At 68.6% G+C, this 25,834-nt stretch carries 25 protein-coding genes; 23 read left to right on the top strand and 2 right to left on the bottom strand.

Annotated features, from left to right (window positions below):
* Positions 1-22: 22 nt before the first annotated feature.
* From lysA to KZC52_RS04100, 6 genes are all read left to right on the top strand, one after another.
* Complete coding sequence (gene lysA / locus KZC52_RS04125) at positions 23-1,441, top strand: diaminopimelate decarboxylase (RefSeq protein WP_247622793.1); 1,419 nt, start codon at positions 23-25, stop codon at positions 1,439-1,441.
* A 21-nt stretch (positions 1,442-1,462) separates the two neighbouring features.
* The gene (locus KZC52_RS04120; protein ID WP_247622792.1) at positions 1,463-2,767 is read left to right on the top strand and encodes a homoserine dehydrogenase; all 1,305 of its coding nucleotides are present in this window, start codon (positions 1,463-1,465) and stop codon (positions 2,765-2,767) included.
* Positions 2,764-3,699, top strand: coding sequence for a homoserine kinase (thrB, locus tag KZC52_RS04115; RefSeq protein WP_247622791.1), 936 nt, complete (start codon positions 2,764-2,766; stop codon positions 3,697-3,699). The genes KZC52_RS04120 and thrB overlap by 4 nt, the downstream gene beginning before the upstream one ends.
* A 168-nt stretch (positions 3,700-3,867) precedes the next feature.
* Positions 3,868-5,799 (top strand): transcription termination factor Rho, encoded by a 1,932-nt coding sequence (gene rho / locus KZC52_RS04110; protein WP_247622790.1) that lies wholly within the window; start codon positions 3,868-3,870, stop codon positions 5,797-5,799.
* Between the two features lie 11 nt (positions 5,800-5,810).
* Positions 5,811-6,890, top strand: coding sequence for a peptide chain release factor 1 (prfA, locus tag KZC52_RS04105; protein WP_247622789.1), 1,080 nt, complete (start codon positions 5,811-5,813; stop codon positions 6,888-6,890).
* Positions 6,891-6,922: 32 nt separating this feature from the next.
* The gene (locus KZC52_RS04100; protein ID WP_247622788.1) at positions 6,923-7,342 is read left to right on the top strand and encodes a phage holin family protein; all 420 of its coding nucleotides are present in this window, start codon (positions 6,923-6,925) and stop codon (positions 7,340-7,342) included.
* 6 nt (positions 7,343-7,348) lie between these two features.
* On the opposite strand, the gene epsC is transcribed toward KZC52_RS04100, so the two are convergent.
* Together epsC and cysK are read right to left on the bottom strand one after the other, a co-directional pair.
* A complete protein-coding gene (epsC, locus tag KZC52_RS04095) occupies positions 7,349-7,912 on the bottom strand; it encodes a serine O-acetyltransferase EpsC (RefSeq protein ID WP_247622787.1) in 564 nt (187 codons plus the stop codon).
* A gap of 10 nt (positions 7,913-7,922) precedes the next feature.
* Positions 7,923-8,861, bottom strand: a complete 939-nt coding sequence (gene cysK / locus KZC52_RS04090) for a cysteine synthase A (protein WP_247622786.1) — start codon at positions 8,859-8,861, stop codon at positions 7,923-7,925.
* Positions 8,862-8,961: 100 nt separating this feature from the next.
* On the opposite strand from cysK, the gene prmC reads away from it, so the two are divergent.
* The 17 genes from prmC to KZC52_RS04005 all read left to right on the top strand — a co-directional run bounded on the left by prmC (position 8,962) and on the right by KZC52_RS04005 (position 25,832).
* Complete coding sequence (prmC, locus tag KZC52_RS04085; RefSeq protein WP_247622785.1) at positions 8,962-9,822, top strand: peptide chain release factor N(5)-glutamine methyltransferase; 861 nt, start codon at positions 8,962-8,964, stop codon at positions 9,820-9,822.
* 38 nt (positions 9,823-9,860) lie between these two features.
* On the top strand, positions 9,861-10,586 hold the full coding sequence (locus tag KZC52_RS04080) for an L-threonylcarbamoyladenylate synthase (protein ID WP_247622784.1): 726 nt from the start codon (positions 9,861-9,863) through the stop codon (positions 10,584-10,586).
* Entirely contained in the window at positions 10,583-11,752 is a 1,170-nt protein-coding gene (locus tag KZC52_RS04075; protein WP_247622783.1) for a glycosyltransferase family 4 protein, read from the top strand. Before KZC52_RS04080 ends, KZC52_RS04075 begins: the two co-directional genes overlap by 4 nt.
* Complete coding sequence (locus tag KZC52_RS04070; RefSeq protein WP_247622782.1) at positions 11,749-12,252, top strand: Cg1360 family ATP-synthase-associated protein; 504 nt, start codon at positions 11,749-11,751, stop codon at positions 12,250-12,252. The genes KZC52_RS04075 and KZC52_RS04070 overlap by 4 nt, the downstream gene beginning before the upstream one ends.
* Positions 12,253-12,375: 123 nt before the next feature.
* Complete coding sequence (gene atpB, locus KZC52_RS04065; RefSeq protein ID WP_372491578.1) at positions 12,376-13,182, top strand: F0F1 ATP synthase subunit A; 807 nt, start codon at positions 12,376-12,378, stop codon at positions 13,180-13,182.
* 46 nt (positions 13,183-13,228) lie between these two features.
* The gene (gene atpE, locus KZC52_RS04060) at positions 13,229-13,465 is read left to right on the top strand and encodes an ATP synthase F0 subunit C (RefSeq protein ID WP_045258877.1); all 237 of its coding nucleotides are present in this window, start codon (positions 13,229-13,231) and stop codon (positions 13,463-13,465) included.
* 28 nt (positions 13,466-13,493) lie between these two features.
* Positions 13,494-14,045 (top strand): F0F1 ATP synthase subunit B, encoded by a 552-nt coding sequence (locus KZC52_RS04055; protein ID WP_247622780.1) that lies wholly within the window; start codon positions 13,494-13,496, stop codon positions 14,043-14,045.
* Positions 14,045-14,833: a F0F1 ATP synthase subunit delta gene (locus KZC52_RS04050; RefSeq protein ID WP_247622779.1), complete on the top strand. Its 789-nt coding sequence runs from the start codon at positions 14,045-14,047 to the stop codon at positions 14,831-14,833. The genes KZC52_RS04055 and KZC52_RS04050 overlap by 1 nt, the downstream gene beginning before the upstream one ends.
* A gap of 47 nt (positions 14,834-14,880) precedes the next feature.
* Positions 14,881-16,521, top strand: coding sequence for a F0F1 ATP synthase subunit alpha (gene atpA, locus KZC52_RS04045; protein ID WP_247622778.1), 1,641 nt, complete (start codon positions 14,881-14,883; stop codon positions 16,519-16,521).
* Positions 16,522-16,541: 20 nt separating this feature from the next.
* The gene (locus tag KZC52_RS04040) at positions 16,542-17,441 is read left to right on the top strand and encodes a F0F1 ATP synthase subunit gamma (RefSeq protein WP_247622777.1); all 900 of its coding nucleotides are present in this window, start codon (positions 16,542-16,544) and stop codon (positions 17,439-17,441) included.
* A gap of 23 nt (positions 17,442-17,464) precedes the next feature.
* On the top strand, positions 17,465-18,919 hold the full coding sequence (gene atpD, locus KZC52_RS04035) for a F0F1 ATP synthase subunit beta (RefSeq protein WP_247622776.1): 1,455 nt from the start codon (positions 17,465-17,467) through the stop codon (positions 18,917-18,919).
* A 2-nt stretch (positions 18,920-18,921) separates the two neighbouring features.
* The gene (locus KZC52_RS04030; RefSeq protein ID WP_247622775.1) at positions 18,922-19,182 is read left to right on the top strand and encodes a F0F1 ATP synthase subunit epsilon; all 261 of its coding nucleotides are present in this window, start codon (positions 18,922-18,924) and stop codon (positions 19,180-19,182) included.
* 76 nt (positions 19,183-19,258) lie between these two features.
* Entirely contained in the window at positions 19,259-20,017 is a 759-nt protein-coding gene (locus KZC52_RS04025) for a YaaA family protein (protein ID WP_247622774.1), read from the top strand.
* A gap of 117 nt (positions 20,018-20,134) precedes the next feature.
* The gene (locus KZC52_RS17275; RefSeq protein ID WP_281731226.1) at positions 20,135-20,917 is read left to right on the top strand and encodes a DUF5684 domain-containing protein; all 783 of its coding nucleotides are present in this window, start codon (positions 20,135-20,137) and stop codon (positions 20,915-20,917) included.
* A gap of 108 nt (positions 20,918-21,025) precedes the next feature.
* Positions 21,026-22,009, top strand: coding sequence for an aldo/keto reductase (locus tag KZC52_RS04015; protein WP_247622773.1), 984 nt, complete (start codon positions 21,026-21,028; stop codon positions 22,007-22,009).
* A 78-nt stretch (positions 22,010-22,087) separates the two neighbouring features.
* A complete protein-coding gene (locus KZC52_RS04010; protein WP_247622772.1) occupies positions 22,088-22,891 on the top strand; it encodes a PP2C family protein-serine/threonine phosphatase in 804 nt (267 codons plus the stop codon).
* A 58-nt stretch (positions 22,892-22,949) separates the two neighbouring features.
* On the top strand, positions 22,950-25,832 hold the full coding sequence (locus KZC52_RS04005; protein WP_247622771.1) for an FtsK/SpoIIIE domain-containing protein: 2,883 nt from the start codon (positions 22,950-22,952) through the stop codon (positions 25,830-25,832).
* The last annotated feature ends 2 nt before the right edge of the window (positions 25,833-25,834 follow it).

Genomic DNA, 25,834 nt, shown 5'->3' with positions numbered 1-25,834 from the left:
CCCGCTCCACGATTGGTGTTCCTTGCTTCCCGCTGCCGATTCGCTCGCGCCCGAGTGGCTCGCCGTTCCCGATGACGCGAATGATCTCGCGGCCGGTGTCTGGCCCGCGCGCGCCGCCCGAGACGCCGACGGCGTCCTGACCCTCGCCGGGGTGGATGCCGCGACCCTCGCCCGCACCTACGGCACCCCCCTTCTGGTGCTCGACGAGGACGAGGTGCGTCAGCGCGCACGGGAGTTCCGCCGGGCCTTCGACCAGGCGGCGTCGGAGCACGGCACGATCGCGCAGGTGTACTACGCCGGCAAGGCGTTCCTCAGCGCCACCGTCGCACGCTGGGTGGTCGACGAGGGACTCCGCGTCGACGTGTGCACCGGGGGAGAGCTCGAGGTGGCGCTGGCCGCGGGAGTCGCCCCGGCATCCATCGGCTTCCACGGCAACAACAAGTCGACGCGCGAGCTCGAACGAGCGGTCGAGGTCGGCGTGGGCAGCATCATCGTCGACAGCGCGATCGAGATCGAACGACTCGCGGCGATCACCGCCCGCGTGGACGCGGTGCAGCGTGTGCTCGTGCGCGTGATCAGCGGCGTGCACGCCGAGACCCACGACTTCCTCGCCACCGCGCACGAAGACCAGAAGTTCGGATTCCCGCTCGAGGATGCCGAGGTCGCCGTTGCTCGCATCCGAGAGATCCCCGGGCTCGACTTCGTGGGTCTGCACTGCCACATCGGGTCGCAGATCTTCGGCGTCGCCGGGTTCCGCGAGTCCGCCTCGCGCGTGCTCGAGCTGCACGCGGCGCTGCTCGAGGGCGGTGCGGTCCCGCAGATGAACCTGGGAGGCGGCTTCGGCATCGCCTACGTCCGCAGCGACGACCCCACTCCGATCGACGTCCTCGCCGGTGAGATCGTGTCCGCCGTCGCCGAGGGCTGCGCCGCGCGCGGCATCGCCGTGCCCGCGCTCTCGTTCGAGCCCGGTCGCGCGATCGTCGGAACGGCGGGCGTCACGCTCTACGAGGTCGGCACGACCAAGGACGTCACCATCGACTCCGGTGCCGTCCGGCGCTACATCAGCGTGGACGGCGGGATGAGCGACAACGCTCGTCCGGCGCTCTACGGGGCGCAGTACTCCGCGCGCATCGCCTCGCGCGTGGGGATCGGCGCCCCGCAGCTGAGTCGCGTGGTCGGCAAGCACTGCGAATCCGGCGACATCGTCGTCGATCACGAGTACCTGCCCTCCGATCTGGTACCGGGCGACCTGCTCGCCGTGCCGACGACGGGCGCGTACTGCGTCTCGCTGTCGAGCAACTACAACCATGTTCCGCGTCCGCCGGTCGTCGCCGTGCGCGACGGTCGCTCGAGGGTCATCGTCCGCGGTGAGACCATCGACGATCTCCTCTCCCGTGACGCGGGCATCGACGGGGCGAACGCCCCCGAGGGAGAGAAATGACCCACCTCCGAAGGAGCAACAATGGCTGAGTACCGACGACTTCGAGTGGCGCTTCTCGGCGCCGGAGCGGTCGGATCCCAGGTCGCCGACCTCCTGCTGCGCCACGGCGACGAGCTCGCCGACCGTGCGGGCGCCTCGCTGGAGCTCGCCGGCATCGCCGTGCGCGACGTCGATGCTCCGCGCGACGTCGACCTTCCGCGCGAGCTCTTCACCACGGATGCCGAGTCGCTGATCCTCGGATCCGACATCGTGATCGAGCTCATGGGCGGTATCGAGCCCGCACGCACGAGCATCCTGCAGGCGATCGGCTCCGGCGCCGATGTGGTCACGGCCAACAAGGCGCTCCTCGCCACGCACGGTCCGGAGCTCTTCGTAGCCGCCGACCGGGTCGGTGCCTCGGTGCACTACGAGGCCGCTGCGGCCGGCGCCATCCCGATCATCCGCCCGCTGCGCGATTCACTCGCCGGCGACCGCATCGTTCGCATCATGGGCATCGTGAACGGCACGACGAACTACATCCTCGACCGCATGGACACCGAGGGCGCCGACTTCGCCGACGTGCTCGCCGACGCGCAGCGTCTCGGATACGCGGAGGCCGACCCCACGGCCGACGTCGAAGGCTACGACGCGGCGCAGAAGGCCGCGATCCTCGCGAGCCTGGCTTTCCACACCGCCGTGCCGCTCGACGCGGTCTACCGCGAGGGCATCACCACCGTCACCGCCTCGATGATCGAGGAGGCCCGTGCCGCGGGCTTCGTGATCAAGCTCCTCGCCGTGTGCGAGCGCCTCGACGTCGACGGAACCGAATCGATCTCGGTACGCGTGTACCCGGCACTGGTACCGCACTCGCACCCGCTGGCGTCGGTGCACGGCGCCAACAACGCGGTGTTCGTCGAGGCCGAGGCCGCCGGTTCCCTGATGTTCTACGGCGCGGGCGCCGGTGGAGTGCAGACCGCGTCGGCCGTGCTCGGTGACGTCGTCTCCGCCGCTCGCCGCCACATCGCCGGCGGCGTGGGCGTCGGCGAGTCGACGCGGGCGAACCTGCCGGTCGTGCCCATCGGGCACGTCACGACCCGATACCAGGTCACCCTCGAGGTCGCGGACGCTCCGGGTGTGCTCGCCACGGTCGCCGGCATCCTGAGCGACGGGGGCGTCTCGGTCGCCACGATCGTCCAGACGGTCGAGGGCGAGGAGGAGCCCACCGCGCGACTCATCATCGGCACGCACCGGGCAGCCGAGCAGTCGCTCAGCGCCGCGGTCGCGGGACTCGCCGACAGCTCGGTCGTCGAGCGCGTCGTGTCGGTGCTGCGCGTGGAAGGCGAGTGACGGTGGCGGAAGGGCGCACGATCGAGGTCCGCGTTCCCGCCACGAGCGCGAACCTCGGGCCGGGATTCGACACCCTCGGCCTCGCACTCAGCGTCTACGACTCCCTCGTCGTCACCGAGCTCCCGGCGGGTGAACTCGACATCGAGGTGTCGGGTTCGGGCGCCGAGGAGATCCCGCGCGACGCGTCGAACCTGATCGTCCGCACGGTCGAGCACGTCTACGCCGATGCCGGCCGGCCGATGCCGGGTCTGCGGATCGTGGCCGAGAACGGCGTGCCGCACGGCCGCGGCCTGGGATCCTCCGGCGCGGCCGTGGTCGCCGGGGTCCTGATCGCGAAGGGCCTCCTCGCCGGAGACGTCGAGATCGGCGACTCCGATCTGCTGCGACTCGCGACCGAGCTCGAGGGGCACCCCGACAACGTCGCGCCCGCCCTCTTCGGCGGCCTGACGATCGCCTGGATGAGCGAGCGCGGCGCGCAGCACAAGAAGCTCCTCGTGCACCGGGGCGTCTCGCCCCTCGTGCTCGTGCCGGCGTACACGATGTCGACGTCGCAGGCGCGCTCTCTGCAGCCGCCGCAGGTGTCCACTGCGGATGCCGTGTTCAACGTGTCGCGTTCGGCGCTGTTGATCGCGGCGCTGACGCAGAGCCCCGAGCTCCTCCTCGACGCGACCGCCGATCGGCTGCACCAGGATTACCGCGCCGAGGCGATGCCCGAGACGCAGCGGCTGGTGCAAGCCCTGCGTGCCGCCGGTTTCGCCGCCGTGGTCTCCGGTGCCGGCCCCAGTGTGCTGGTGCTCGCCGACGGGCCGGGAAGCCGCCAGGACGCGGTCGAACTGGCCGGGCGAGTGACCGACACTCCGTGGGAATCCCTCCTGCTCGCCGTCGATGTGCGTGGTGGTACAGTGGGGGATCGAGCGGAGGGCTCCACGTAACGTCTTCGTGAATCTGGCCCCATTGCAACTCTTGCAAGACCCGCACGTCCAACCTCATGGCACAAGTGCCCAGGCCGGCTGGCGCCGAGCGTCAGCCCGTGCGAACGCGCGCAGCACCCGTTGCGCGTGTGGACCGCTCACTACCCCCGAGAAATAGAGGGAGTACTCGTGGAGAACTTCTCCGAGACCCAGAACGACCAGGCCGCCCCGGTCGTCGATGCCCCGGCAGCAGCCGGCACCGACGCATCCGCTGAGGCGGCACCCGCCCGCAAGCGCGCACCGCGACGTGCGACGACGGCGACCGCCGCCGCGAAGGCCGAGAAGGCGGCAGAGGCCGCGCCGGCCGCCGACGCGGCACCGGCCAAGGCAGATGCCGCAGGCGACAGCGCCGAGGCCGCTCCGAAGGCCAAGGCGCCGCGCCGCAGCCGCGCCAAGAAGGCGGATGCCGAGGCCCCCGCCGCGGAGTCCGCGGGCGAGACGCCCGCTGCGGAGAAGGCTGCCGAGAAGGCGGCTCCCGCCCAGGCCTCCGACGAGAAGTCGACGGAGAAGCCCGCTGACGCCGGTGCTGCGGATGCTTCCGCCGAGCAGGCCCCCAAGACCACGGGACGCGGTCGCCGCGCCCCGAAGAAGACGGCGGAGTCCGACGCTTCGGCCGCCGACGCCCCTGCCGCCGATTCCGCTGCCTCCGACAACGCTCCCGCCGCGGACAACGCCGGTGAGGGTGGCGACGGCGGAGACGAGCAGAGCGGTCGCGGCCGCAGCCGCAACCGCAGCCGCAACCGCGGACGCGGCCAGAACGGCACCGGTGCCGCGCAGGAGCAGCAGGCGCAGCCCGCCGGCGACGACGAGCAGGGCGGCAACGGCCGCAACCGTCAGCGCAACAAGCGCCGCGGCAACGCGCAGACCGACGAGTTCGACACCGAGATCGGTGAGGACGACGTCCTGATCCCGGTCGCCGGCATCCTCGACGTGCTCGACAACTACGCCTTCGTCCGCACGACCGGTTACCTCGCCGGCCCCAGCGACGTCTACGTCTCGCTCGGGCAGGTCAAGAAGTACAACCTGCGCAAGGGCGACGCGGTCGTCGGCTCGATCAAGCAGCCCCGCGAGGGCGAGCAGCAGGGGCGCCAGAAGTACAACGCCCTGGTCAAGGTCGACTCGATCAACGGGCTGTCGATCGACGATGCCGCCACGCGCGTCGAGTTCGGCAAGCTCACGCCGCTCTACCCGCAGGAGCGCCTGCGCCTCGAGACCGCGCCCGAGAAGCTCACGCAGCGCATCATCGACCTGGTCGCGCCGATCGGCAAGGGCCAGCGCGGCCTCATCGTCGCGCCGCCGAAGGCCGGTAAGACGATCGTCCTGCAGCAGATCGCCAATGCGATCGCGCAGAACAACCCCGAGGTCCACCTCATGGTCGTGCTCGTCGACGAGCGCCCCGAAGAGGTCACCGACATGGAGCGCACGGTCAAGGGCGAGGTCATCGCCTCGACGTTCGACCGTCCGGCCGAGGACCACACCACGGTCGCCGAGCTCGCCATCGAGCGTGCGAAGCGCCTGGTCGAGCTCGGTCGCGACGTGGTCGTGCTGCTCGACTCGATCACCCGTCTCGGCCGCGCGTACAACCTGGCGGCTCCGGCTTCCGGCCGCGTGCTCACCGGTGGCGTCGACGCGTCGGCGCTCTACCCGCCCAAGCGCTTCTTCGGCGCCGCGCGCAACATCGAGAACGGCGGATCCCTCACGATCCTCGCCACGGCTCTCGTCGAGACCGGCTCCAAGATGGACGAGGTCATCTTCGAGGAGTTCAAGGGCACCGGCAACAGCGAACTGCGCCTGTCGCGTTCGCTCGCCGACAAGCGCATCTTCCCGGCCGTCGACGTGAACGCGTCGAGCACCCGCCGTGAAGAGATGCTGCTCTCCTCCGACGAGGTCAAGATCACCTGGAAGCTCCGTCGCGCCCTCGCCGGCCTCGACACCCAGCAGGCCCTCGAGGTCGTGCTCGGAAAGCTCAAGGAGACGCAGTCGAACGTCGAGTTCCTCGTGCAGATGCAGAAGTCGATCCCGACCCTGCCCGCAGGTTCGCACGACAACAACATCCGCTGAGCGGAGAGTCCGTGTTCGAGTCCGTCCAGGCTCTGATCGACGAGCACCGCCGGGTCCAGGAGGAACTCTCCGACCCGGCGGTGCACGCCGACGCCGCGCGTGCCAAGCGTGTGAACCGCCGCTATGCCGAGCTGTCGCGCATCGTCGCCGCGTACGAGGCATGGGTCGCGGCATCCGACGACCTGGATGCCGCGCGCGAGCTCGCTCGTGAGGACGAGGCCTTCGCGGCGGAGGTCCCCGGACTCGAGGCCGGGCTGCAGGCCGCGCAGGAGAAGCTCCGGCGACTCCTCATCCCGCGTGACCCGGATGACGCCCGTGATGTGATCATGGAGATCAAGGCGGGGGAGGGCGGCGCCGAGAGCGCGCTCTTCGCGGCCGATCTGCTGCGCATGTACGTGCAGTACGCGGCGTCGATGGGATGGAAGACCGAGCTGCTCGAGCGCAACGAGTCCGATCTCGGTGGCTACAAGGACGTCCAGGTCGCGATCAAGGGATCCTCGACCGACCCGGCGCAGGGCGTCTGGGCGCACCTCAAGTACGAGGGTGGTGTGCACCGCGTGCAGCGCGTGCCGGCGACCGAGTCGCAGGGACGTATCCACACCTCGACCACCGGTGTGCTCGTCTTCCCGGAGGTCGACGAGCCCGACGAGATCGAGATCAACCAGAACGATCTCAAGATCGATGTCTTCCGCTCTTCGGGGCCGGGCGGGCAGTCGGTCAACACGACCGACTCCGCGGTGCGCATCACGCACGTTCCGACGGGCATCGTCGTCTCCATGCAGAACGAGAAGTCGCAGCTGCAGAACCGCGAGGCGGGAATGCGCGTGCTCCGTGCGCGGCTGCTCGCGAAGCAGCAGGAGGAGCTCGATGCGGCGGCATCCGATGCTCGCCGGTCGCAGATCCGCGGCATGGACCGGTCCGAGCGGATCCGCACCTACAACTTCCCCGAGAACCGCATCGCGGATCACCGCACGGGATTCAAGGCCTACAACCTCGATCAGGTGATGGACGGCGCGCTCGGACCGATCATCGAATCGGCGATCACGACCGACGAAGAGGCCCGGCTCGCCGCCGTCGGCACCGAGTCCTGATCCGCACGCCCCCGGAGCGCTAGGCTCGGCGCGTGATCACATTCCTCTTCCGCACCCTCATCTACATCGTGTCCGCGGGGCTCGGGCTGATCGTCGCCGATCTCCTGCTCGACGGATTCCAGATCGAGTGGTCGAAGTGGTGGGGCTTCGTGCTCTGCATTCTGATCTTCGCGCTGCTGCAGAGCATCCTCTCGCCGTGGATCAGCAAGATCGCCGACCGCTACGCGCCGGTGCTGCTCGGTGGAATCGGCATCTTCTCGACCCTGGTGGCGTTGATCATCGTCGTGCTGCTGCCCATCGGCGGTCTGCGCATCGTCGATGTCACCGGCTGGTTGCTCGGCGCGGTGATCGTCTGGCTCATCACGGCGCTGGGCACGGTGCTGCTGCCGCTGATCTTCCTCAAGCGCCGAGTCGGTGACGCGCGCGAGAAGCGCGATCGTCACGCACGCTGACCGGACTCAGATCGAGTAGTCCGGCACGGTGAGCAGCGCGCGCGTGTCTTCGCCGCCCGCGCGCTGACGCGGCTTGGCCGGAACGCCGACGAGCACGCTGTCCGCGGGCGCATCCCGGGTGACGACGGCGTTCGCTCCGACGAAGGAGTGCGCCCCGATCGTCACGGGTCCGAGGATCTTCGCTCCGGCTCCCACGGCGACACCGTCGCCGAGTGTGGGGTGGCGTTTGCCGGTGGAGCGCGAGCGCCCGCCGAGCGTGACCCCGTGGTACAGCATCACGTCGTCGCCGATCTGCGAGGTCTCGCCGATCACGACGCCCATGCCGTGGTCGATGAAGAAGCGGCGGCCGATCCGGGCCCCTGGATGGATCTCGATGCCCGTGAACCAGCGGGCGAGCTGCGAGTTGGCGCGTGCGAGGAAGCGCAGCCGCCGGCGCCACAGCGCATGCGAGACGCGGTGCGCCCAGATGGCATGGAGTCCCGGGTACAGCAGTGCGACCTCCGCGGCGCTGCGGGCAGCAGGATCGCGGAGCCGGGCAGCGGCGATGTCCTCGCGCATTCGACCGATCATGCGGTGGTCGTCAGTCCTCGCGCAGGTCCGCGAACAGCGCGGTCGACAGGTAGCGCTCCCCGGTGTCGGGAAGGACGACGACGATGTTCTTCCCCGCGTTCTCGGGGCGGGAAGCGACCTGCAGGGCTGCCCACGTCGCTGCGCCGCACGACATGCCGACGAGGAGACCCTCGCGGGCGGCCAGCTCCCGAGCCACCCGGATGGCGTCGTCGAACTCGACGGGGATCACCTCGTCGATCACCTCACGGTCGAGGATCGCGGGGACGAAATTCGGCCCGATGCCCTGGATCTTGTGCGGGCCGGGGTGGCCCTCGCTGAGCATGGGGGAGTCCTTGGGCTCGACGGCGATGACCTGTACACCGGGCTTGGCGGCCTTGAGCGCCTGTCCGGTGCCGGTGACGGTGCCACCGGTGCCAACGCCGGCGACGAAGATGTCGACCTCGCCGTCCGTGTCGCGGAGGATCTCCTGTGCGGTGGTCTCACGGTGGATCTGCGGGTTCGCGGCGTTCTCGAACTGCCGCACCCAAACCGCGCCCGGGGTGTCGGCGACGATCTGCTTCGTGATCTCGATCGCACCGCTCATGCCCTTGGTCGGGTCGGTGAGGACGATCTCTGCGCCGAAAGCCTTGAGCAGCACACGGCGCTCCTTCGACATGGACGCGGGCATGGTGAGGATCACCTTATAGCCGCGCGCTGCCCCGACCATCGCCAGGGCGATGCCGGTGTTGCCGCTGGTCGACTCCACGATCGTGCCGCCCGGCTGCAGCTCACCGGATGCTTCGGCGGCGTTGATCATCGCGATGCCGATGCGGTCCTTCACGCTGGAGGCGGGGTTGTAGTACTCGAGCTTCGCGAGGACGGTGGCGCCGAGGCCTTCGGTCACGCGGTTCAGACGGACCAGCGGCGTGTTGCCGAACGCGGTCGTGATGTCGGAGTGGATACCGGGCATGGAGGAGCCTTCCTGTGCGGGTCGCTTCGCTCTCAGCCTATGGGAGGGGTGCGGGGGAGAGGGCAATGTGACACCCGGGGGGCGCTCTACGCTGGAGATCATGCCCGACACGTCTTTCGCCGCACTCGTCCGTGCGGCCGCTCAGCGCCTCGCCGATGCCGGTGTGACCGATCCGCTCGTCGACGCGGAGCTCCTGGTCGGTCACGTGCGGGGTCTGCGTCGCGGCGAGGTGCAGGCGGCCATCGTCCGAGGCGACGTGATGAGCGACGCGGATGCCGAGCGGCTCGATGCTCTCGTGACGCGCCGGGAGTCGCGGGAACCCCTGCAGCACATCACCGGCACCGCGCCGTTCCGGCATCTCGAACTGGCCGTGGGCCCCGGGGTGTTCGTCCCCCGACCCGAGACGGAGATGGTGGTGCAGCACGCGATCGACGCGCTCCTGCACGCACCCGATCCGCAGCCGATCGGCATCGATCTCGGCACGGGGAGCGGGGCGATCGCACTCGCGATGGCGACCGAGGTGCCGCACGCGCGGATCTACGCCGCGGAGCTCTCGCCCGAGGCGCACGCGTGGGCGAGCCGCAACACCGCCGATGCCGAGAACCTCACGCTGGTGCTCGCCGACATGGCGGATGCCTTCCCCGACCTCGCCGGTGCCGCCAGCGTCGTCATCTCGAACCCGCCGTACGTGCCGGACTCGGCGATCCCGCGCGACCCCGAGGTGCGCCTCTTCGACCCGGCGATGGCGCTGTACGGCGGCGAGGACGGTCTCGATCTCGTGCGCGCGCTCAGCACCAATGCTCTGCGGCTCCTCCGTCCCGGCGGGCTGCTGGTGATCGAGCACGGTGAACTCCAAGGGGCCGAGATCCGCGGCATCCTCGAGCGCGACGACTGGCGTGCCGCGGCGACGCACCGCGACCTCACCCTGCGTGACCGCGCCACCACGGCCATCCGTCCCTGATCCGCTCTCTCGGCGGCCTCCCGTAGAATCGGAACGACATGTCCTCCATCTTCGACTGCGGCGACGAGGCGCAGCTGCTCGCCGGTATGCGCCATGCACGCCAGGCGATCGGCCGCGGTGAACTCATCGTCATGCCCACCGATACCGTCTACGGCGTGGCCGCCGACGCCTTCTCGCCCGCTGCCGTGCAGCGGCTGCTCGATGCGAAGGGACGGGGGCGCGATCAGCCGCCGCCCGTCCTCATCGGCACCAAGGAGACGCTGACGGCTCTGGCGGAGTCGGTCCCCGAGCCGGTTCAACGCCTCGTCGACGCCTTCTGGCCCGGCGGGTTGACCATCGTGCTCCCTGCTCAGCCCTCGCTCGTCTGGGATCTCGGCGAGACCCGGGGAACCGTCGCCGTGCGGATGCCCGAGGGGCGCGTGGCGCTGGAGCTGCTGGCCGAGACCGGACCGCTCGCGGTCTCGAGCGCGAACCTCACGGGTCAGGCCGCAGCGATCTCGGCCTTCGACGCCGAGAAGATGCTCGGCGACAGCGTCGCCGTCTACCTCGCAGACGGAATGAGCCGCGACGGTGTGGCCTCGACGATCGTCGATGCCACCTCGCTCGTGCGTCCGCCGGCGGATTCGGATGCCGGACGCGTGCGCATCCTGCGTGACGGGGCGATCAGCCGGGAGCAGCTGGAGGAGGTGCTCGGCGATCTGCTCGAGCCCGCCCCGGAGCCGGATTCCGCGGCGCCCGCGCCTCGACAGGACGGGGATTCGTGAAGCAGTACCTCTTCACGATCATCCTGACCGCCGCGATCACCTTCGTGCTGACCTGGGCGGTCCTGCGGGTGAGCCTGCGGTTCAAGCTGTACCCCGAGATCCGCGATCGCGATGTGCACACGCGTCCCACTCCGCGGCTCGGCGGGGTCGCGATCTTCCTCGGCATCGCCGCCGCGATGGGGATCTCGGCAGCGAACCCCTTCTTCCAGAGCATCTGGATGCCGCCGCAGACGATGTGGTCCATCCTCGGAGCCGCACTGCTGATCGCCGTGATCGGAGTCGTCGACGACCTGTGGGACCTCGACTGGATGATCAAGCTCGGCGCGCAGTTCCTCGCGGCCGGGATCCTCACGATCGGGGGAGGGCTGCAGATCCTCTCCCTCCCGTTCGGCGATCTCATCGTCTTCTCGAGCTGGCTGAGCATCACGATCACGATGTTCGCGATCGTCGTGGTCATGAACGCCGTCAACTTCATCGACGGCCTCGACGGCCTCGTCGCCGGGGTCTGCCTCATCGCCAACGGCGTCTTCTTCGCCTACTCCTACATCTTCACGCGCGACTCCGGCGCCTCGAGCTACTTCAACCTCTCGACCTTCATCGCCGCCGTCCTCATCGGCGCCTGCATCGGTTTCCTGCCCTGGAACTGGAGTCCGGCGAAGCTGTTCATGGGCGACTCGGGTGCACTCGTGCTCGGCCTGCTGATGGCCGTCTCCGCGATCTCCCTCACCGGGCAGATGGATCCGTCCGCGCTCGACCCCGAGCGTCTCGGGCGGTCCCAGCTGCTCGGTGCGTTCATCCCGATCCTGCTGCCGCTGATGGTGGTGCTGCTGCCGTTGCTCGATTTCGGCCTGGCGGTGCTGCGCCGCATGCACGCCGGCAAGTCGCCGTTCTCGCCGGACCGCAAGCACCTGCACCACCGCATGCTCGACCTCGGTCACCGCGACCGTGATGCCGTCCTCATCTTCTACGCCTGGACGGCGGTGATCTCACTCGCCGTCCTCCTCATGTACGTCGGAGCCCGCGAGGACTGGCCGGGCCAGTACCTTCCCGGTGTGGGATTCGGCGTGGTCGGGATCGCGGCCTGCCTGGTTCTCACCCTGAAGCCCTCGCGACGTGCGATCGCCGCAACCCCCGACTCCGACCCGACCCCCGTGGAGCCCTCATGAGTCCGAACCCCGTTTCCAGCACGCCGATCCTGCGACGCACTCTCATCTGGTCGGGAGTCGCCACCGTGGTCCTCGCGATCGCCGCGGCGGTCGTGGGCTACCTCGTCGGGCAGGAGAACGGACTGATCAGCGGCCTGCTCGGTGTGCTCATCGCCGCCGTGTTCCTCGGGATCACCGGTGCGAGCATCCTGATCGCGAACCGGTGGTTCGGCGAGCCGCTCTACGTCCAGTTCTTCTTCGCGATCGTGCTCGGCGGGTGGTTGCTCAAGCTGATCGTGTTCTTCCTCGGCGTCATCGTCCTCAAGGACCAGCCCTGGCTCGACCCCGTGATCTTCTTCGTCGCGATCGTCGCCGGCGTGCTGATGTCGCTGATCGTCGACGCCGTCGTCCTCATGACGATGCGCCTGCCGAATGTCAGCGATGCATCGCTTCCCTCGGTCGCCCCGGAGGACGTCGCTCCGGGGGCCCCGACCGCCGACGAGGACCCTCAGAGGTCTTAGGGCCGCCTCATACTCTGATAGTGTTGAAACGTGCCCGCCGCTCGCCCGCGAGCGCTTGCGCTGTGAAGCACACCGACCATCGTCGCCCCGGTTCTGACCGGTGCCCCGAAGCTGGAGCCCGCGCTGTTTAATCTTGCTGCGACCCTGACGCCACGACTTGCCACCGATGACGAGTTCCACGCTCCGTCCATCGCGGAGTTCTTCCCCGATGCGGTGTTCCAGATCGGCGACCTGGTCATCCACCGCATCCACCTGATCCAGTTCCTGGCCACGATCGCGGTCGTGCTGATCCTCTGGCTCGGAACGCGCAACATGCGCGTCGTCCCCGGGCGCTTCCAGAGCCTCGTCGAGATGGGCCTCGACTTCGTGCGAGTGAACGTCGCCGAGGACCTGCTCGGGCGCAAGGACGGCCGTCGCTTCCTGCCGATCCTCGCCACCATCTTCTTCATGGTGCTGTTCATGAACATCACGGGAATCATCCCGTTCCTGAACATCGCGGGTACGAGCATCATCGCGGTCCCGCTGCTGCTGGCCGTCGTCAGCTACGTCACCTTCATCTACGCCGGCATCAAGAAGAGCCCCAAGGGCTTCTTCAAGAATTCGCTGTTCCCGTCGGGCGTCCCCCCGTTCCTCTACATCATCGTGACGCCGCTCGAGTTCCTCTCGACGTTCATCATCCGGCCCGTCACGCTGACCCTCCGACTGCTGATGAACATGATCGTCGGGCACCTGATGCTCGTCCTGTTCTTCTCCGCAACGCAGTTCTTCGTCATCACTCTCGGAGGGTGGTGGACAGCACTCGGCGCGGGCACGCTCGCGTTCGGCTTCGCGTTCACCCTGTTCGAGATCCTGGTGGCGTTCCTGCAGGCCTACGTCTTCACCATCCTCACCGCGGTCTACATCCAGCTCGCGGTCGCAGAAGAGCACTGAGCGGGTCGGCAACAACCGCCTTCCCACCCAACGAAAGGAAAAACCCGTGGACGCAACTACGGTTCTCGCTGAAATCTCCGGCAACATCGGCACCGTCGGCTACGGCCTCGCGGCTATCGGACCGGCCATCGGCGTGGGTATCGTCGTCGGCAAGACGATCGAGGGCGTCGCCCGTCAGCCCGAGCTGGCCGGTCGCCTCCAGGTCCTCATGTGGATCGGTATCGCCTTCACCGAGGCGCTCGCCTTCATCGGCATCGCGACCTACTTCATCTTCCAGTCCTGACAGACACCCTCTGCGATAAGGAGACAGGATGCTGAACGCTCTTGTCACGTACGCGGCGGAGGAGGCGGACCACAATCCGCTCATCCCCGCCTGGTACGACATCATCTGGTCGGCGGTCTGCTTCGTCGTGATCCTGGTCGTCGTCTGGAAGGTGGCGCTGCCCAAGCTCTACACCCTCCTCGACGCTCGCTCCAACGCGATCGAGGGCAACATCGCCAAGGCCGACGAGGCCCAGAAGCAGGCCGAGGCGGCTCTCGAGGAGTACACCCGTCAGCTCGCCGAGGCGCGCACCGAGGCCGGTGAGATCCGAGAGGCCGCCCGCGAGGACGGCAAGAAGATCGTCGCCGAGGCCAAGGATGCCGCTTCGTCCGAAGCAGCTCGCATCACGGCGACCGCGCACACGCAGATCGAGGCCGAGCGTCAGACCGCTCTCGTCTCGCTGCGCAGCGAGGTAGGCACGCTGGCCATCGACCTCGCCGGTGGCGTCGTCGGTGAGACGCTCTCCGACGATGCCCGCGCGACGGCGGTCGTCGACCGCTTCCTCGCCGACCTCGAAGCATCCGAGAAGGCGGCTCAGTAATGGGCAGCGCGACCACTCAGGCACTCGCGGCATCCATCCAGACGCTTGCCGCAGCGAAGGACGTCACCCTCGACACCGCGCGGGAGCTCTTCGCCGCCGCGCACGCCGTGGGCGATTCGTCTCAGCTGAGCGGCGCGCTGGCTGACCCGGCGGCCCCCGCAGCGGCACGGCAGAACGTCGTGACCGCGGTGTTCGGCGGGCTGTCGGCGAACACGCAGGCCGTGCTCAAAACGGTCGTCTCGGAACGCTGGTCCAACGCCGACGAGCTCGTCGACGGCATCGACGAGCTCGCGATCCGTGCCTCGGCGATCGCCGAGGCAGGCGCCGACATCGAGGGGGAGCTGTTCGGCTTCTCCCGCGTCGTCGCCGCGAACCCCGAGCTCGAGCTCGCACTGGGAAGCCGTCTCGGCGGTCAGGACGCGAAGTCGGCTCTCGTCGAGCGTCTGCTCTCCGGAGCGACCAGCGCCCCCGCGGCCCTGATCGTCTCCTCCCTCGTGCGTCAGCCGCGCGGGCGGCGGATCCGTCAGCTCCTCAACCGCGCCATGCGGATCGTCTCCGACCAGCGTGACCGCGTCGTCGCGACGGTCTACAGCGCGAGCGAGCTGAACGACGCGCAGCGCGCCCGCCTCGGCGAAGCGCTCTCGCGACGCTACGACGGTCAGGTGGCGCTCAACGTCGTCATCGACCCGACGATCATCGGTGGTCTGCGCGTGCAGATCGCCGACGACGTGATCGACGGCAGCATCTCCGCACGACTCGCCGACCTTCGCCAGAAGCTCGCGGGCTAACACGACTTCGCGCGGGGAACCGCGCACCCAGATACAAAGGGAAGACAATGGCAGAACTATCGATCAGCCCCGACGTCATCCGTGACGCGCTGAAGGACTTCGCCGCCGCTTACGAGCCCACCGGGGCCGCGGCGACCGAGGTCGGCACGGTCATCGACGCCGCTGATGGCATCGCGCACGTCGAAGGACTGCCCGGTGTCATGGCGAACGAGCTCGTGATCTTCGCCGACGGCACCAAGGGCCTCGCCCAGAGCCTCGACGAGCACGAGATCGGCGTCGTGGTCCTCGGCGACTTCGCCGGCATCGAGGCCGGTCAGGAAGTCACCCGCACGGGTGAGGTCCTCTCCGTCCCCGTCGGCGACGGCTACCTCGGCCGCGTCGTAGACCCGCTCGGAAACCCGATCGACGGCCTCGGCGCGATCGCCACCGAGGCCGTCCGCGAGCTCGAGCTGCAGGCGCCCGGCGTCATGCAGCGCAAGTCGGTGCACGAGCCGATGCAGACCGGCATCAAGGCCATCGACGCGATGATCCCCGTCGGCCGCGGCCAGCGTCAGCTGATCATCGGTGACCGCCAGACCGGTAAGACGGCCATCGCGATCGACACGATCATCAACCAGAAGGCCAACTGGGAGTCGGGCGACGTCAACAAGCAGGTTCGCTGCATCTACGTCGCCATCGGCCAGAAGGGCTCGACCATCGCTTCGGTGAAGGGCGCGCTCGAAGAGGCCGGTGCTCTGGAGTACACCACGATCGTGGCCGCTCCGGCATCCGACCCCGCGGGCTTCAAGTACCTCGCCCCCTACACCGGTTCGGCCATCGGTCAGCACTGGATGTACGGCGGCAAGCACGTCCTCATCATCTTCGACGACCTGTCGAAGCAGGCCGAGGCCTACCGCGCCGTCTCCCTTCTGCTGCGCCGCCCGCCGGGCCGCGAGGCTTACCCGGGTGACGTCTTCTACCTGCACTCGCGTCTGCTCGAGCGTTGCGCGAAGCTGTCCGACGAGCTCGGCGCCGGTTCCATGACGGGCCTCCCGATCATCGAGACCAAGGCGAACGACGTCTCGGCGTACATCCCGACCAACGTGATCTCGATCACCGACGGCCAGATCTTCCTGCAGTCCGACCTCTTCAACGCCAACCAGCGTCCGGCGGTCGACGTGGGTATCTCGGTGTCGCGAGTCGGTGGTGACGCTCAGGTCAAGTCGATCAAGAAGGTTTCCGGAACGCTGAAGCTCGAGCTCGCGCAGTACCGCTCGCTCGAGGCGTTCGCGATGTTCGCCTCCGACCTCGACGCCGCCTCGCGTCGTCAGCTGTCGCGCGGTGCACGTCTGACCGAGCTGCTCAAGCAGCCGCAGTACTCGCCGTACCCGGTCGAGGAGCAGGTCGTCTCGATCTGGGCCGGAACCAACGGCAAGCTCGACACGATCGAGGTCGAGGACGTCCTGCGCTTCGAGCGCGAACTGCTCGACTACCTGCGTCGCAACACCTCGGTGCTCGACACCCTGCGTGAGACCAACGTCCTCAGCGACGACACGGTCGCGGAGCTCGAGAAGCACACGGATGCCTTCGTCCTGGAGTTCCAGGGTGGCAAGGGACACGCCATCGGCGCCCCGGGCCACGAGGAGCACGCCGCTGCGGAGGCAGACGACGTCAACCAGGAGAAGATCGTCAAGGGTCGTCGCGCGTAATCGCGTGAGGTACTGATTTCATGGGCGCTCAACTCAGGGTCTACAAGCAGAAGATCAGTTCTGCTCAGACGACCAAGAAGATCACGAAGGCGATGGAACTCATCGCGGCTTCGCGCATCCAGAAGGCGATGGCACGCGTCAAGGCGTCCACCCCCTTCGCGCGAGCCGTGACGAGGGCCGTGTCCGCCGTCGCGACGCACTCGAACGTCGACCACCCGCTCACCCGTGAGCCCGAGAACATCAGCCGCTCCGCGGTCGTGATCTTCTCGTCGGACCGCGGTCTCGCCGGTGCCTTCAACTCGCAGATCCTCCGTGAGGGTCTCGAGGTGGCGGAGCTGCTGCGCGGTCAGGGCAAGGAGCCGGTGTTCTACCTCGTCGGTCGCAAGGCCGTCGGCTACTTCCAGTTCCGTCGCATCGCGGCGGCAGCGGAGTGGACCGGAGACACCGACACCCCGTCGTTCCACACGGCCGAAGAGATCTCGTCGACTCTGCTCGACGCGTTCTCGCGCGGCGGTGCGGGCGGCGGTGTCGACGAGATCCACCTCGTGTACAACCGCTTCGTCAGCATGATGACGCAGTCGCCGGAGTCCGTGCGCCTGCTTCCGCTGGAGATCGCGGAGGCCGACGAGTCGGAGGCGGGCAGCGCTGTCTACCCGCTCTACGAATTCGAGCCCGACGCCGAGACCGTGCTCGACGCGATCCTGCCGGTGTACATCCAGAGCCGCGTCTTCAACGCCCTTCTGCAGTCGTCTGCCGCCAAGCAGGCTGCGACGCAGAAGGCGATGAAGTCCGCCAGCGACAACGCCGACAAGCTCATCACCGACTACACCCGTCTGCGCAACAACGCGCGCCAGGCGGAGATCACGCAGCAGATCGCGGAGATCGTCGGCGGCGCCGACGCCCTCTCGTCTGGCAAATAGACCATCAGGAAAGAGACGAAGAAATGACCACCACCGCTACGGCTGACCAGCCCGCGACCGCGGTCGTCGGGCGCGTCGCACGCGTCAACGGTCCGGTTGTCGATATCGAGTTCCCGCACGACTCGATCCCCGGCATCTACAACGCGCTGAAGACGACGATCACCATCGGCGAGGAGTCGACCGAGATCACCCTCGAGGTCGCTCAGCACCTCGGTGACGAGCTCGTCCGCGCCATCGCCCTGAAGCCGACCGACGGCATCGTCCGCGGCCAGGAGGTTCGCGACACCGGAGAGGCCATCTCGGTCCCGGTCGGCGACATCACCAAGGGCAAGGTCTTCAACGTGATCGGCGAGGTCCTCAACGGCGAGCCCGGTGAGACCCTCGAGGTCACGGAGCGCTGGCCGATCCACCGCAAGGCGCCCAACTTCGACCAGCTCGAGTCGAAGACCACGATGTTCGAGACGGGCATCAAGTCCATCGACCTCCTCACCCCGTACGTCCAGGGTGGAAAGATCGGTCTGTTCGGTGGAGCCGGTGTCGGTAAGACCGTCCTCATCCAGGAGATGATCCAGCGTGTCGCGCAGGACCACGGTGGCGTCTCGGTGTTCGCCGGTGTCGGTGAGCGCACCCGTGAGGGCAACGACCTGATCCACGAGATGGAAGAGGCGGGCGTCTTCGACAAGACCGCGCTCGTGTTCGGCCAGATGGACGAGCCGCCGGGGACGCGTCTTCGCGTCGCACTGTCGGCCCTGACGATGGCGGAGTACTTCCGCGACGTGCAGAAGCAGGACGTGCTGCTCTTCATCGACAACATCTTCCGCTTCACGCAGGCCGGTTCCGAGGTCTCCACGCTTCTCGGCCGTATGCCGTCCGCGGTGGGTTACCAGCCGAACCTCGCCGACGAGATGGGTGTGCTCCAGGAGCGCATCACCTCTACGCGTGGTCACTCGATCACCTCGCTGCAGGCGATCTACGTGCCGGCCGATGACTACACCGACCCGGCTCCGGCGACCACCTTCGCCCACCTCGACGCGACGACCGAGCTCTCTCGTGAGATCGCTTCGAAGGGTCTGTACCCGGCCATCGACCCGCTGACCTCGACGTCGCGCATCATGGACCCCCGCTACCTGGGCGAGGACCACTACCGCGTCGCCACGACGGTCAAGCAGATCCTCCAGAAGAACAAGGAGCTGCAGGAGATCATCGCCATCCTCGGTGTCGATGAGCTCTCCGAGGAGGACAAGATCGTCGTGTCGCGTGCGCGTCGCATCCAGCAGTTCCTCTCGCAGAACACCTACATGGCCAAGAAGTTCACGGGTGTCGAGGGTTCGACCGTCCCGCTCAAGGAGACCATCGAGTCCTTCGATGCGATCACCCGCGGTGACTTCGACCACGTGGCCGAGCAGGCCTTCTTCAACGTCGGTGGTATCGGCGACGTCGAAGAGCGCTGGGCGCAGATCCAGAAGGAGAACGCCTGACCATGGCGCTCAACGTCAGCCTCGTCTCCGCCGACGCGGAGGTCTGGACGGGGGAAGCGAGCCTCGTGATCGCCAAGACCGTCGAGGGTGAGATCGGCTTCATGTCCGGTCACGAGCCGGTGCTGGCCATCCTCGCCGAGGGCCAGGTCCGGATCACCCAGACCGATGGCACCAAGGTGCTCGCGAACGCGCAGGACGGGTTCCTCTCGATGGAGGGCAACGTCCTGACGATCGTCGCCGGCAACGCGGCGCTCATCGCCTAGCAGTCGACTACATGCGTCCGCCTCGGACCCGATCTCCGGGTTCCGAGGCGGACGCATCTGCATTCCCCGAGGACTCATGAAGATCCTTCTCCCTCCGTCCGAGACCAAGCATCCCGGCGGTACCGGTGATCCACTCGATCCCGCCGCACTGGCGCTGCCGGTTCTGCACGAGCATCGCACGGCGGTGATCGACGCTCTCGTCGATCTCGCGGCCGATGAGGAGCAGGCTCGACGGGTGCTGAAGCTGAGCGAACGCCAGGTGGGCGACATCGCCCACAATCGGATGCTGCGGAGCGCACCGACGATGCCCGCGATCGACCGCTACACCGGAGTGCTCTTCGATGCGCTCGACGCGCGCACACTCTCTGCGGCGTCACGCCGCTGGCTGGGGGAGCACGTGTGGATCCACTCGGCACCGTTCGGGCCGGTCGGAGCGCTCGACGGCATTCCTCCCTACCGCCTCGCGGCGGGCACCGCCCTCCCGGGACTGGTGGCGATGCGCCGGCACTGGGCCGATGCCACCAGCGCCGCCCTCGCCGAAACGGAACCCGCGTTCGTCCTGGATCTGCGGAGCGAAGCCTACGTCGCACTGGGACCGATTCCCACTTCCGTGCCGTCGGCCTACGTCCGAGTCGTCACCGACGACGGCGACGGGGGAGCGCGGGCTCTCAACCATTTCAACAAGAAGTCGAAGGGTCAGCTCGTCCGCGCTCTTGCGGAGAGCCGGCCGCGGATCGGCTCGTTGCGATCGCTCCTCACCTGGGCATCGAAACACGACATCGTCCTTCGGCGCACCGAAGACGACCGGGTGCTCGAGCTGGTCGTCACGGAGTGACGCCCGTCCGCGCATGGGGAGATGTCCCCGTGCGTGTCGTTGCCGCGTCGTTATCTGCACCGCTATGGTGGGTCTCGCGGCGTGGATTGCGCCACCAATTCGGATCCGGAGGGGATCATGAATCCTTACTACGACTCGAGCTACTGGGCATTCCTCGGTGGCGTCATCATCTTCAGCGTCATCATCGGCCTCGCCGCCTACGTGCTCGTCTCCCTCTTCTTCATGAAGATCTTCGAGAAGGCCGGTGTCGAGGGCAAGTGGCGCGCGTGGGTGCCCGTGTACAACTACATGGTCTTCGCGAAGCTGGGCGACATGTCGCCCTGGCCGGTGCTGATCGTGATCGGTCTTTCGTTCATCCCGTACCTGAACTTCCTCACCGGACTCGCGGCGGCAGCGCTCTTCGCCGTCATCGCGTGGCGCGTCGGACTCAAGCTCCAGAAGGATGCGGTGTGGGTGGTCCTGTGGATCTTCCTCTCCATCGTCTGGCTCGGCATCAACGCGTTCGACAAGTCGCGATGGAACCCGAACATCCAGCCCGCTCCGTGGGCCGGAAACGGATTCTTCGCTGACCGCACCGTTTGGGCGGGCATCCCCGTCCAGCCTTCTGCCGCCGCCCCGCAGGCCGGATACGGCGCTCCCGGTTACGGCGCGGCCCCGCAGGGGTACGCACCTCCCGCTCCGAAGGGCTACGCCCCGCCGGCTCAGCCCGGATACGCACCTCCCGCACAGCCCGGATACGGCACCCCCGCGGCGCCCCCGGCGAGTGCACCCGCGACCCCGCCCGCGCCGCCTGCTCCGGCCGCGCCGCCCGCGACTCCGCCGGCACCGCCCGCCGCTCCGCCGGCACCGCCCGCTGCTCCGCCGGCACCGCCGACGGACCCCACGCAGCCTCCGGCCTGATCGTCCCGTGCGAAGAGCCCTCGACCTCACGGTCGGGGGCTCTTCCCGTCTTCACGGCGCTTCGGCCCGTCGCCGAAAACCGGCGCGCCGCTGGGATAGCGTGAGGGCATGGTCATGTCACAGCGCCGCGTCGGTGCGTCCGGACTCCTCGTCTCCGCCACCGGCCTCGGATGCAACAACTTCGGGCGGGCCGGCACCGACACCGAGACGATCGAGGGCACGCGCGAGGTGATCTCCGCGGCGATCGCCAACGGCATCACCCTGTTCGACACGGCGGACATGTACGGCGCCGTGGCCGGAACGAGTGAGACGCTCATGGGGGAGGCCCTCCAGGGGCGACGCGACAGCGTCGTGCTCGCGACGAAGTTCGGTCACGAACGCGACATGGGCTACGCCTTCCCCGCAGCCCGAGGATCTCGGCGCTACGTCCGTCGCGCGGTCGAGGAGTCCCTGCGTCGTCTGCAGACGGACTGGATCGATCTGTATCAGTTGCACCTGCCCGATCCCGAGACGCCGATCGCCGAGACCACCGATGCTCTCGACGAGCTGGTCCGTGAGGGCAAGGTCCGCTATTACGGTCACTCGAACTTCACCGGTTGGCAGATCGCCGAGGCCGAGTTCACCTCGACCGCTCGCTCGAGCGGTCGCTTCGTCTCGGCGCAGAACCACTACTCGCTGCTCGCCCGTGCCGCCGAGAGGGAGGTCCTCCCCGCGGTCGAACGGTACGGGCTGGGCTTCTTCCCGTTCTTCCCCCTCCACAACGGGCTCCTCACGGGCAAGTTCACCCGCGAGGGTGGACCCGCGAGCAGCCGGATCATGTCGTCTCGGCGTCACGTATGGGAGAACGCGCCGTGGGAGGCGTTGGAGGCGTATCGCGTGTTCTGCGAGGAACGCGGGATCACGATGGTCGAGGCGACGTTCGGCTGGTTGCTGTCCCGTCCCGCGGTCTCCAGTGTCATCGCGGGCGCGACGTCGGCGGCGCAGGTGGAGTCGAATGCGCGCGCCGGCGATGCATGGCGACCCGACGCCGAGGAGCTCGCCGTCATCGATGCGCTCTTCCCCCTGCCTCAGGACCCGGGGGCGCAGGTGTGAGCGCAATCAGCGATTCGACTACGATGTGTGAGTACCTCGCGGCCGTCCGATCCGCCGTGGGACCATCGGAGGCAGCACGTGGCTGAGACGACAACGACGACGCGTAGCGTCACGGTCGCGCAGCGCCCGCTGCTGCTCTCCTGGGCGGGCACGACTGATCAGGGGCGCCGTCGCGACACGAATCAGGATGCATTCCTCGCGGAGTATCCGCTGTTCATCGTCGCCGATGGAATGGGTGGACACGCAGGAGGCGAGATCGCCAGCCGCAGCACGGTTCAGCGGCTGCAGGCACTGGTCGATGACGGATCCGTGGAGCGGGCGGCGATCGAGAAGGCGCTCGAACTCGCGGTGGCGGACATCGCGGATCACCCCGAGACCACCGACGAGGGAACCGGGACCACGCTGACCGGCGTGTTCCTGGAGCTTCAGGACGGGGAGCCGCACTGGGTGTCGCTGAACATCGGCGACTCACGCGTGTACCTCCTGCGCGACGATCGCCTCGTGCAGGTGACCACCGATCACTCGGTCGTCCAGGAACTCATCACGGCGGGGAAGCTGAGCCCGGAGGAAGCGGAAGGGCATCCCTACAGCAACGTGATCACACGGGCGGTCGGGGCGAGCGAGCTGACGCCGCCGGACTACCTGACGATCGAGGTCCGCGCCGGCGATCGGTTCGTGATCTGTTCGGACGGTCTCACCAAGGAGCTCACCGACTACGGCATCCAGCACTTCCTGCGGGAGAACCCCGAACCGGGGCCGGCCGTCGACGCGATGCTCGCCGCGGCCCTCGAGAACGGCGGTCGAGACAATGTCACCGTCATCATCGTGCAGGTGACCGATCCTGCGGACTCCTCCTCCACACCGGACGAGAACGGCGAATAGCCCCGATCGCCTGTGAGCGGAGACCCTCCGCCGATCCCCATGCCGTCGAATGGAGGGCATGGATCCCCTCCCGATCGTGCTGCCGGCCGCGCAGGTCCCGCCTCGACGCGCCCCTTTGCCGTTCCTCGCCGCCGGTATGCCCGTCGTCGCCGGCGTCGTTCTCTGGCTGGTCACCGGCTCGCTCTTCTCCCTCTGCTTCGCCGCGCTCGGCCCCGTGATGATGGTGGCCTCGCTCGTCGATTCGGGACGCGGTCGTCGTCGGGAGCAGCGACGCATCCTCGAGGAGGATGAGCGGTCATGGGCGGTGGCGGAGGAACAGCTCTCCTCGCTGCACGGGGAGGAGAGACACCGCCGCTGGGGCCAGCACCCCGACGCGGCCACCTGCACGCAGGAACCGCCGCTGCGCGGCACGGAGCCGCCCGAGGCGAGGACGCCCGTCGTGGTCGGTTCCGGTGCTGTCGCCAGCATCATCCGTACGACCGGTGGTGACGGTGAGCGGGCACGTGAACTCCAGGAACGTGCGCGTGTGCTCGAGTCCGCACCGATCATCGTTCCCCTGGGCGCGGGAATCTGCGTGCGGGGCCCGCAGCCTCTCACCGTCGCCGTGGCGCGTGCGCTGGTGCTGCAGCTCTCTCTGCGGTTCGCGCCGGGACAGCTGAAGCTCGTCGGCGAGGGGTTCCCCGACGGGGACTACGCCGGGCTTCCGCACTCGTCGTCCCTCCGGCGAGGATTCCGCCTCGGTGTCGGACCCGCGTCGATCCGGGAGGTCGAAGCGGACGCGACGATCTGGCTGGCGCGGTCCGGCGAAGAAGTACCCGACGGCATCCTCACCGTCCTGGATCTGCAGGAACCGCGGGAGGCCACGCTCCGAACCCCGGAGGGCGTCGTCACGATCGCCGCCGAAGGGGTCTCCCGCCAGCAATTCGAGACGATCGCCGCCCGCCGACTCGCCTCCGACGACGAGGCGGATGCCGTGCCGGAGGCGGTGGAGTTCGCTCAGCTCGTGCAGACACCGGCCGAATCAGGGCTGCGGGCGGTCATCGGTCGAGGAGCCGGTGCGGACGGAGAGGTCGACATCGTCGAAGACGGTCCGCACGCCATCGTCACCGGCACCACGGGTACCGGCAAGAGCGAGCTCCTGGTGACCTGGGTCACCGCGATAGCCGCGTCGTACGGCCCTGAGAGAGTGAACTTCGTCCTGGCCGACTTCAAGGGCGGAACGGCGTTCGAACCGCTCCGGGCGCTGGCCCAGGTGACCGCGGTCATGACGGATCTCGACGAGGCGGGAGCGCGACGCGGCGTGGAGAGCCTGCGCGCCGAACTGCGCCGTCGGGAGGGCGCTCTCGCCGCAGCCGGTGTGCGCGATATCGCCGACGTGGAGATTCCGCGACTCCTGATCGTCGTGGACGAGTTCGCGGCCCTCCTGCAGGACCATCCGGATCTCGGCGCCGTGTTCACCGACATCGCCGCGCGAGGCCGCGCGCTGGGGATGCATCTGATCCTCGGCACCCAACGCGCCTCCGGGGTGGTGAGGGACTCCCTCGCCGCGAACTGCCCGTTGCGGCTCAGCCTTCGGGTCAGCGATCCGTCCGACAGCCGCGCGATGATCGGGACGGCGGCCGCGGCGGAGATCCCCGGGGGAGTGAGTGCTCGAGGCCTCTGCCTCGTGCGCCGCCCGCAGGACGATGATCCCGAACCTCTTCGCGTCGCGTTGACCCGTGAAGACGACCTGAGCGGGGTGGCGAAGCGCTGGGCGCACCTGCCCAGGCCTGTGAGTCCCTGGCTGCTTCCGCTCGCCGAGATGATCCCGCTGCCGGAGGATGCGACGAGGCCGGGGAGCTCGGAGATCCTCTGGGGAGTCGCCGACGTCCCGGAGTCGCAGGAGCAGCCGTGGCTCGTCATCCGGGCGGGCCAGGATCGCGGGATCGCCGTGATCGGCGCTCCCGGGTCGGGGCGCACCACCGCTCTCCGCGTGCTCGCCGCACAGGTCCCGGAGGCGCTGTGGATCCCCGCCGACACGGAGCGGATGTGGGACGTCGTGCAGTCGCTGGTCGAGGGACGGACACGGATGCCCGCGCTCGTCCTTTGCGACGACCTCGATGCCCGTGCCGCGGAGCTGCCGCCCGAGTATGCGCAGACTCTGGTGCAGCGGTGGGAGCAGATCCTGCGCGGTGCGACCGGGAGCAGCGTCGTGATCACGGCGACGCGATCGAGCGGAGCCATCGGGCGCGTGCTCGACGCGCTGCCGCGCCGAGCCCTGCTGCGCGCCGCGAGCAGGGTCGATCACGTCGCGGCCGGCGGCGAGAGCGCGACGTTCGACGAGCGTCGTCCACCCGGCCGTGCTCGCCTCGACGGCCACGAGACGCAGTTCTTCTGGAAGCCCGACGGAGCGGCGAGTGACGGGCGCGCGATCGGCGGCGAGGGGCCGGAGCGCTGGGAGCCGGGAGCGGGGCTCCATGCCATCGTCACGGCCGGGGCCGCGTCGCTCGTCTCCGCGGTTCAGCAGGCGTACCCCTCCGCGCGGGTGAGCGTGATCGGGTCGGGGGCCGTCATCGGTGCGGGTGAGGGCTTCACGCAGACCCCGGGCGGAGAACACGAGCCGGTCGTCCTTCTCGGCGACACCGATGCCTGGCAGCGCGAGTGGTCGCTCTGGCAGCGCGTCCGCACGGAAGGCGAGGTGCTCATCCGCGCGGAGCGGCCTTCGGATCTCCGGCAGTTGGTCGGGCACCGGGAACTGCCGCCGTTCGCGCGGCTTCACGCCGGACGGGTGTGGGCGGTGCGCGGAGCCGAGGCACCGCGGCGACTCGTGGTTCCCGCGCTCCTCGGTGAGCGGGAAACCTGGAGACGTGAGCCCGCGCCCGTGACGGCAGCGAGCGTCGGTGCGCAGCCGCCAGCGGACCAGCCCCGCACACGGCGGAGCCTGCGAGAACGTCGGGGATGAGG

The sequence above is a fragment of the Microbacterium galbinum genome (genome assembly GCF_023091225.1).
In the GTDB taxonomy this organism is placed as follows: Bacteria; Actinomycetota; Actinomycetes; order Actinomycetales; family Microbacteriaceae; genus Microbacterium; species Microbacterium galbinum.
This window is presented reverse-complemented; position numbering and strand designations above follow the sequence as displayed.

Coding starts and splice junctions, on each gene's coding strand:
- KZC52_RS04120 (WP_247622792.1), top strand. CDS start 1,463: ATGGCTGAGTACCGACGACTTCGAGTGGCGCTTCTCGGCGCCGGAGCG.
- epsC (WP_247622787.1), bottom strand. CDS start 7,912: ATGATCGGTCGAATGCGCGAGGACATCGCCGCTGCCCGGCTCCGCGAT.
- cysK (WP_247622786.1), bottom strand. CDS start 8,861: ATGCCCGGTATCCACTCCGACATCACGACCGCGTTCGGCAACACGCCG.
- prmC (WP_247622785.1), top strand. CDS start 8,962: ATGCCCGACACGTCTTTCGCCGCACTCGTCCGTGCGGCCGCTCAGCGC.
- KZC52_RS04080 (WP_247622784.1), top strand. CDS start 9,861: ATGTCCTCCATCTTCGACTGCGGCGACGAGGCGCAGCTGCTCGCCGGT.
- KZC52_RS04070 (WP_247622782.1), top strand. CDS start 11,749: ATGAGTCCGAACCCCGTTTCCAGCACGCCGATCCTGCGACGCACTCTC.
- KZC52_RS04055 (WP_247622780.1), top strand. CDS start 13,494: ATGCTGAACGCTCTTGTCACGTACGCGGCGGAGGAGGCGGACCACAAT.
- KZC52_RS04050 (WP_247622779.1), top strand. CDS start 14,045: ATGGGCAGCGCGACCACTCAGGCACTCGCGGCATCCATCCAGACGCTT.
- atpA (WP_247622778.1), top strand. CDS start 14,881: ATGGCAGAACTATCGATCAGCCCCGACGTCATCCGTGACGCGCTGAAG.
- KZC52_RS04040 (WP_247622777.1), top strand. CDS start 16,542: ATGGGCGCTCAACTCAGGGTCTACAAGCAGAAGATCAGTTCTGCTCAG.
- atpD (WP_247622776.1), top strand. CDS start 17,465: ATGACCACCACCGCTACGGCTGACCAGCCCGCGACCGCGGTCGTCGGG.
- KZC52_RS04030 (WP_247622775.1), top strand. CDS start 18,922: ATGGCGCTCAACGTCAGCCTCGTCTCCGCCGACGCGGAGGTCTGGACG.
- KZC52_RS04025 (WP_247622774.1), top strand. CDS start 19,259: ATGAAGATCCTTCTCCCTCCGTCCGAGACCAAGCATCCCGGCGGTACC.
- KZC52_RS17275 (WP_281731226.1), top strand. CDS start 20,135: ATGAATCCTTACTACGACTCGAGCTACTGGGCATTCCTCGGTGGCGTC.
- KZC52_RS04015 (WP_247622773.1), top strand. CDS start 21,026: ATGGTCATGTCACAGCGCCGCGTCGGTGCGTCCGGACTCCTCGTCTCC.
- KZC52_RS04005 (WP_247622771.1), top strand. CDS start 22,950: ATGGATCCCCTCCCGATCGTGCTGCCGGCCGCGCAGGTCCCGCCTCGA.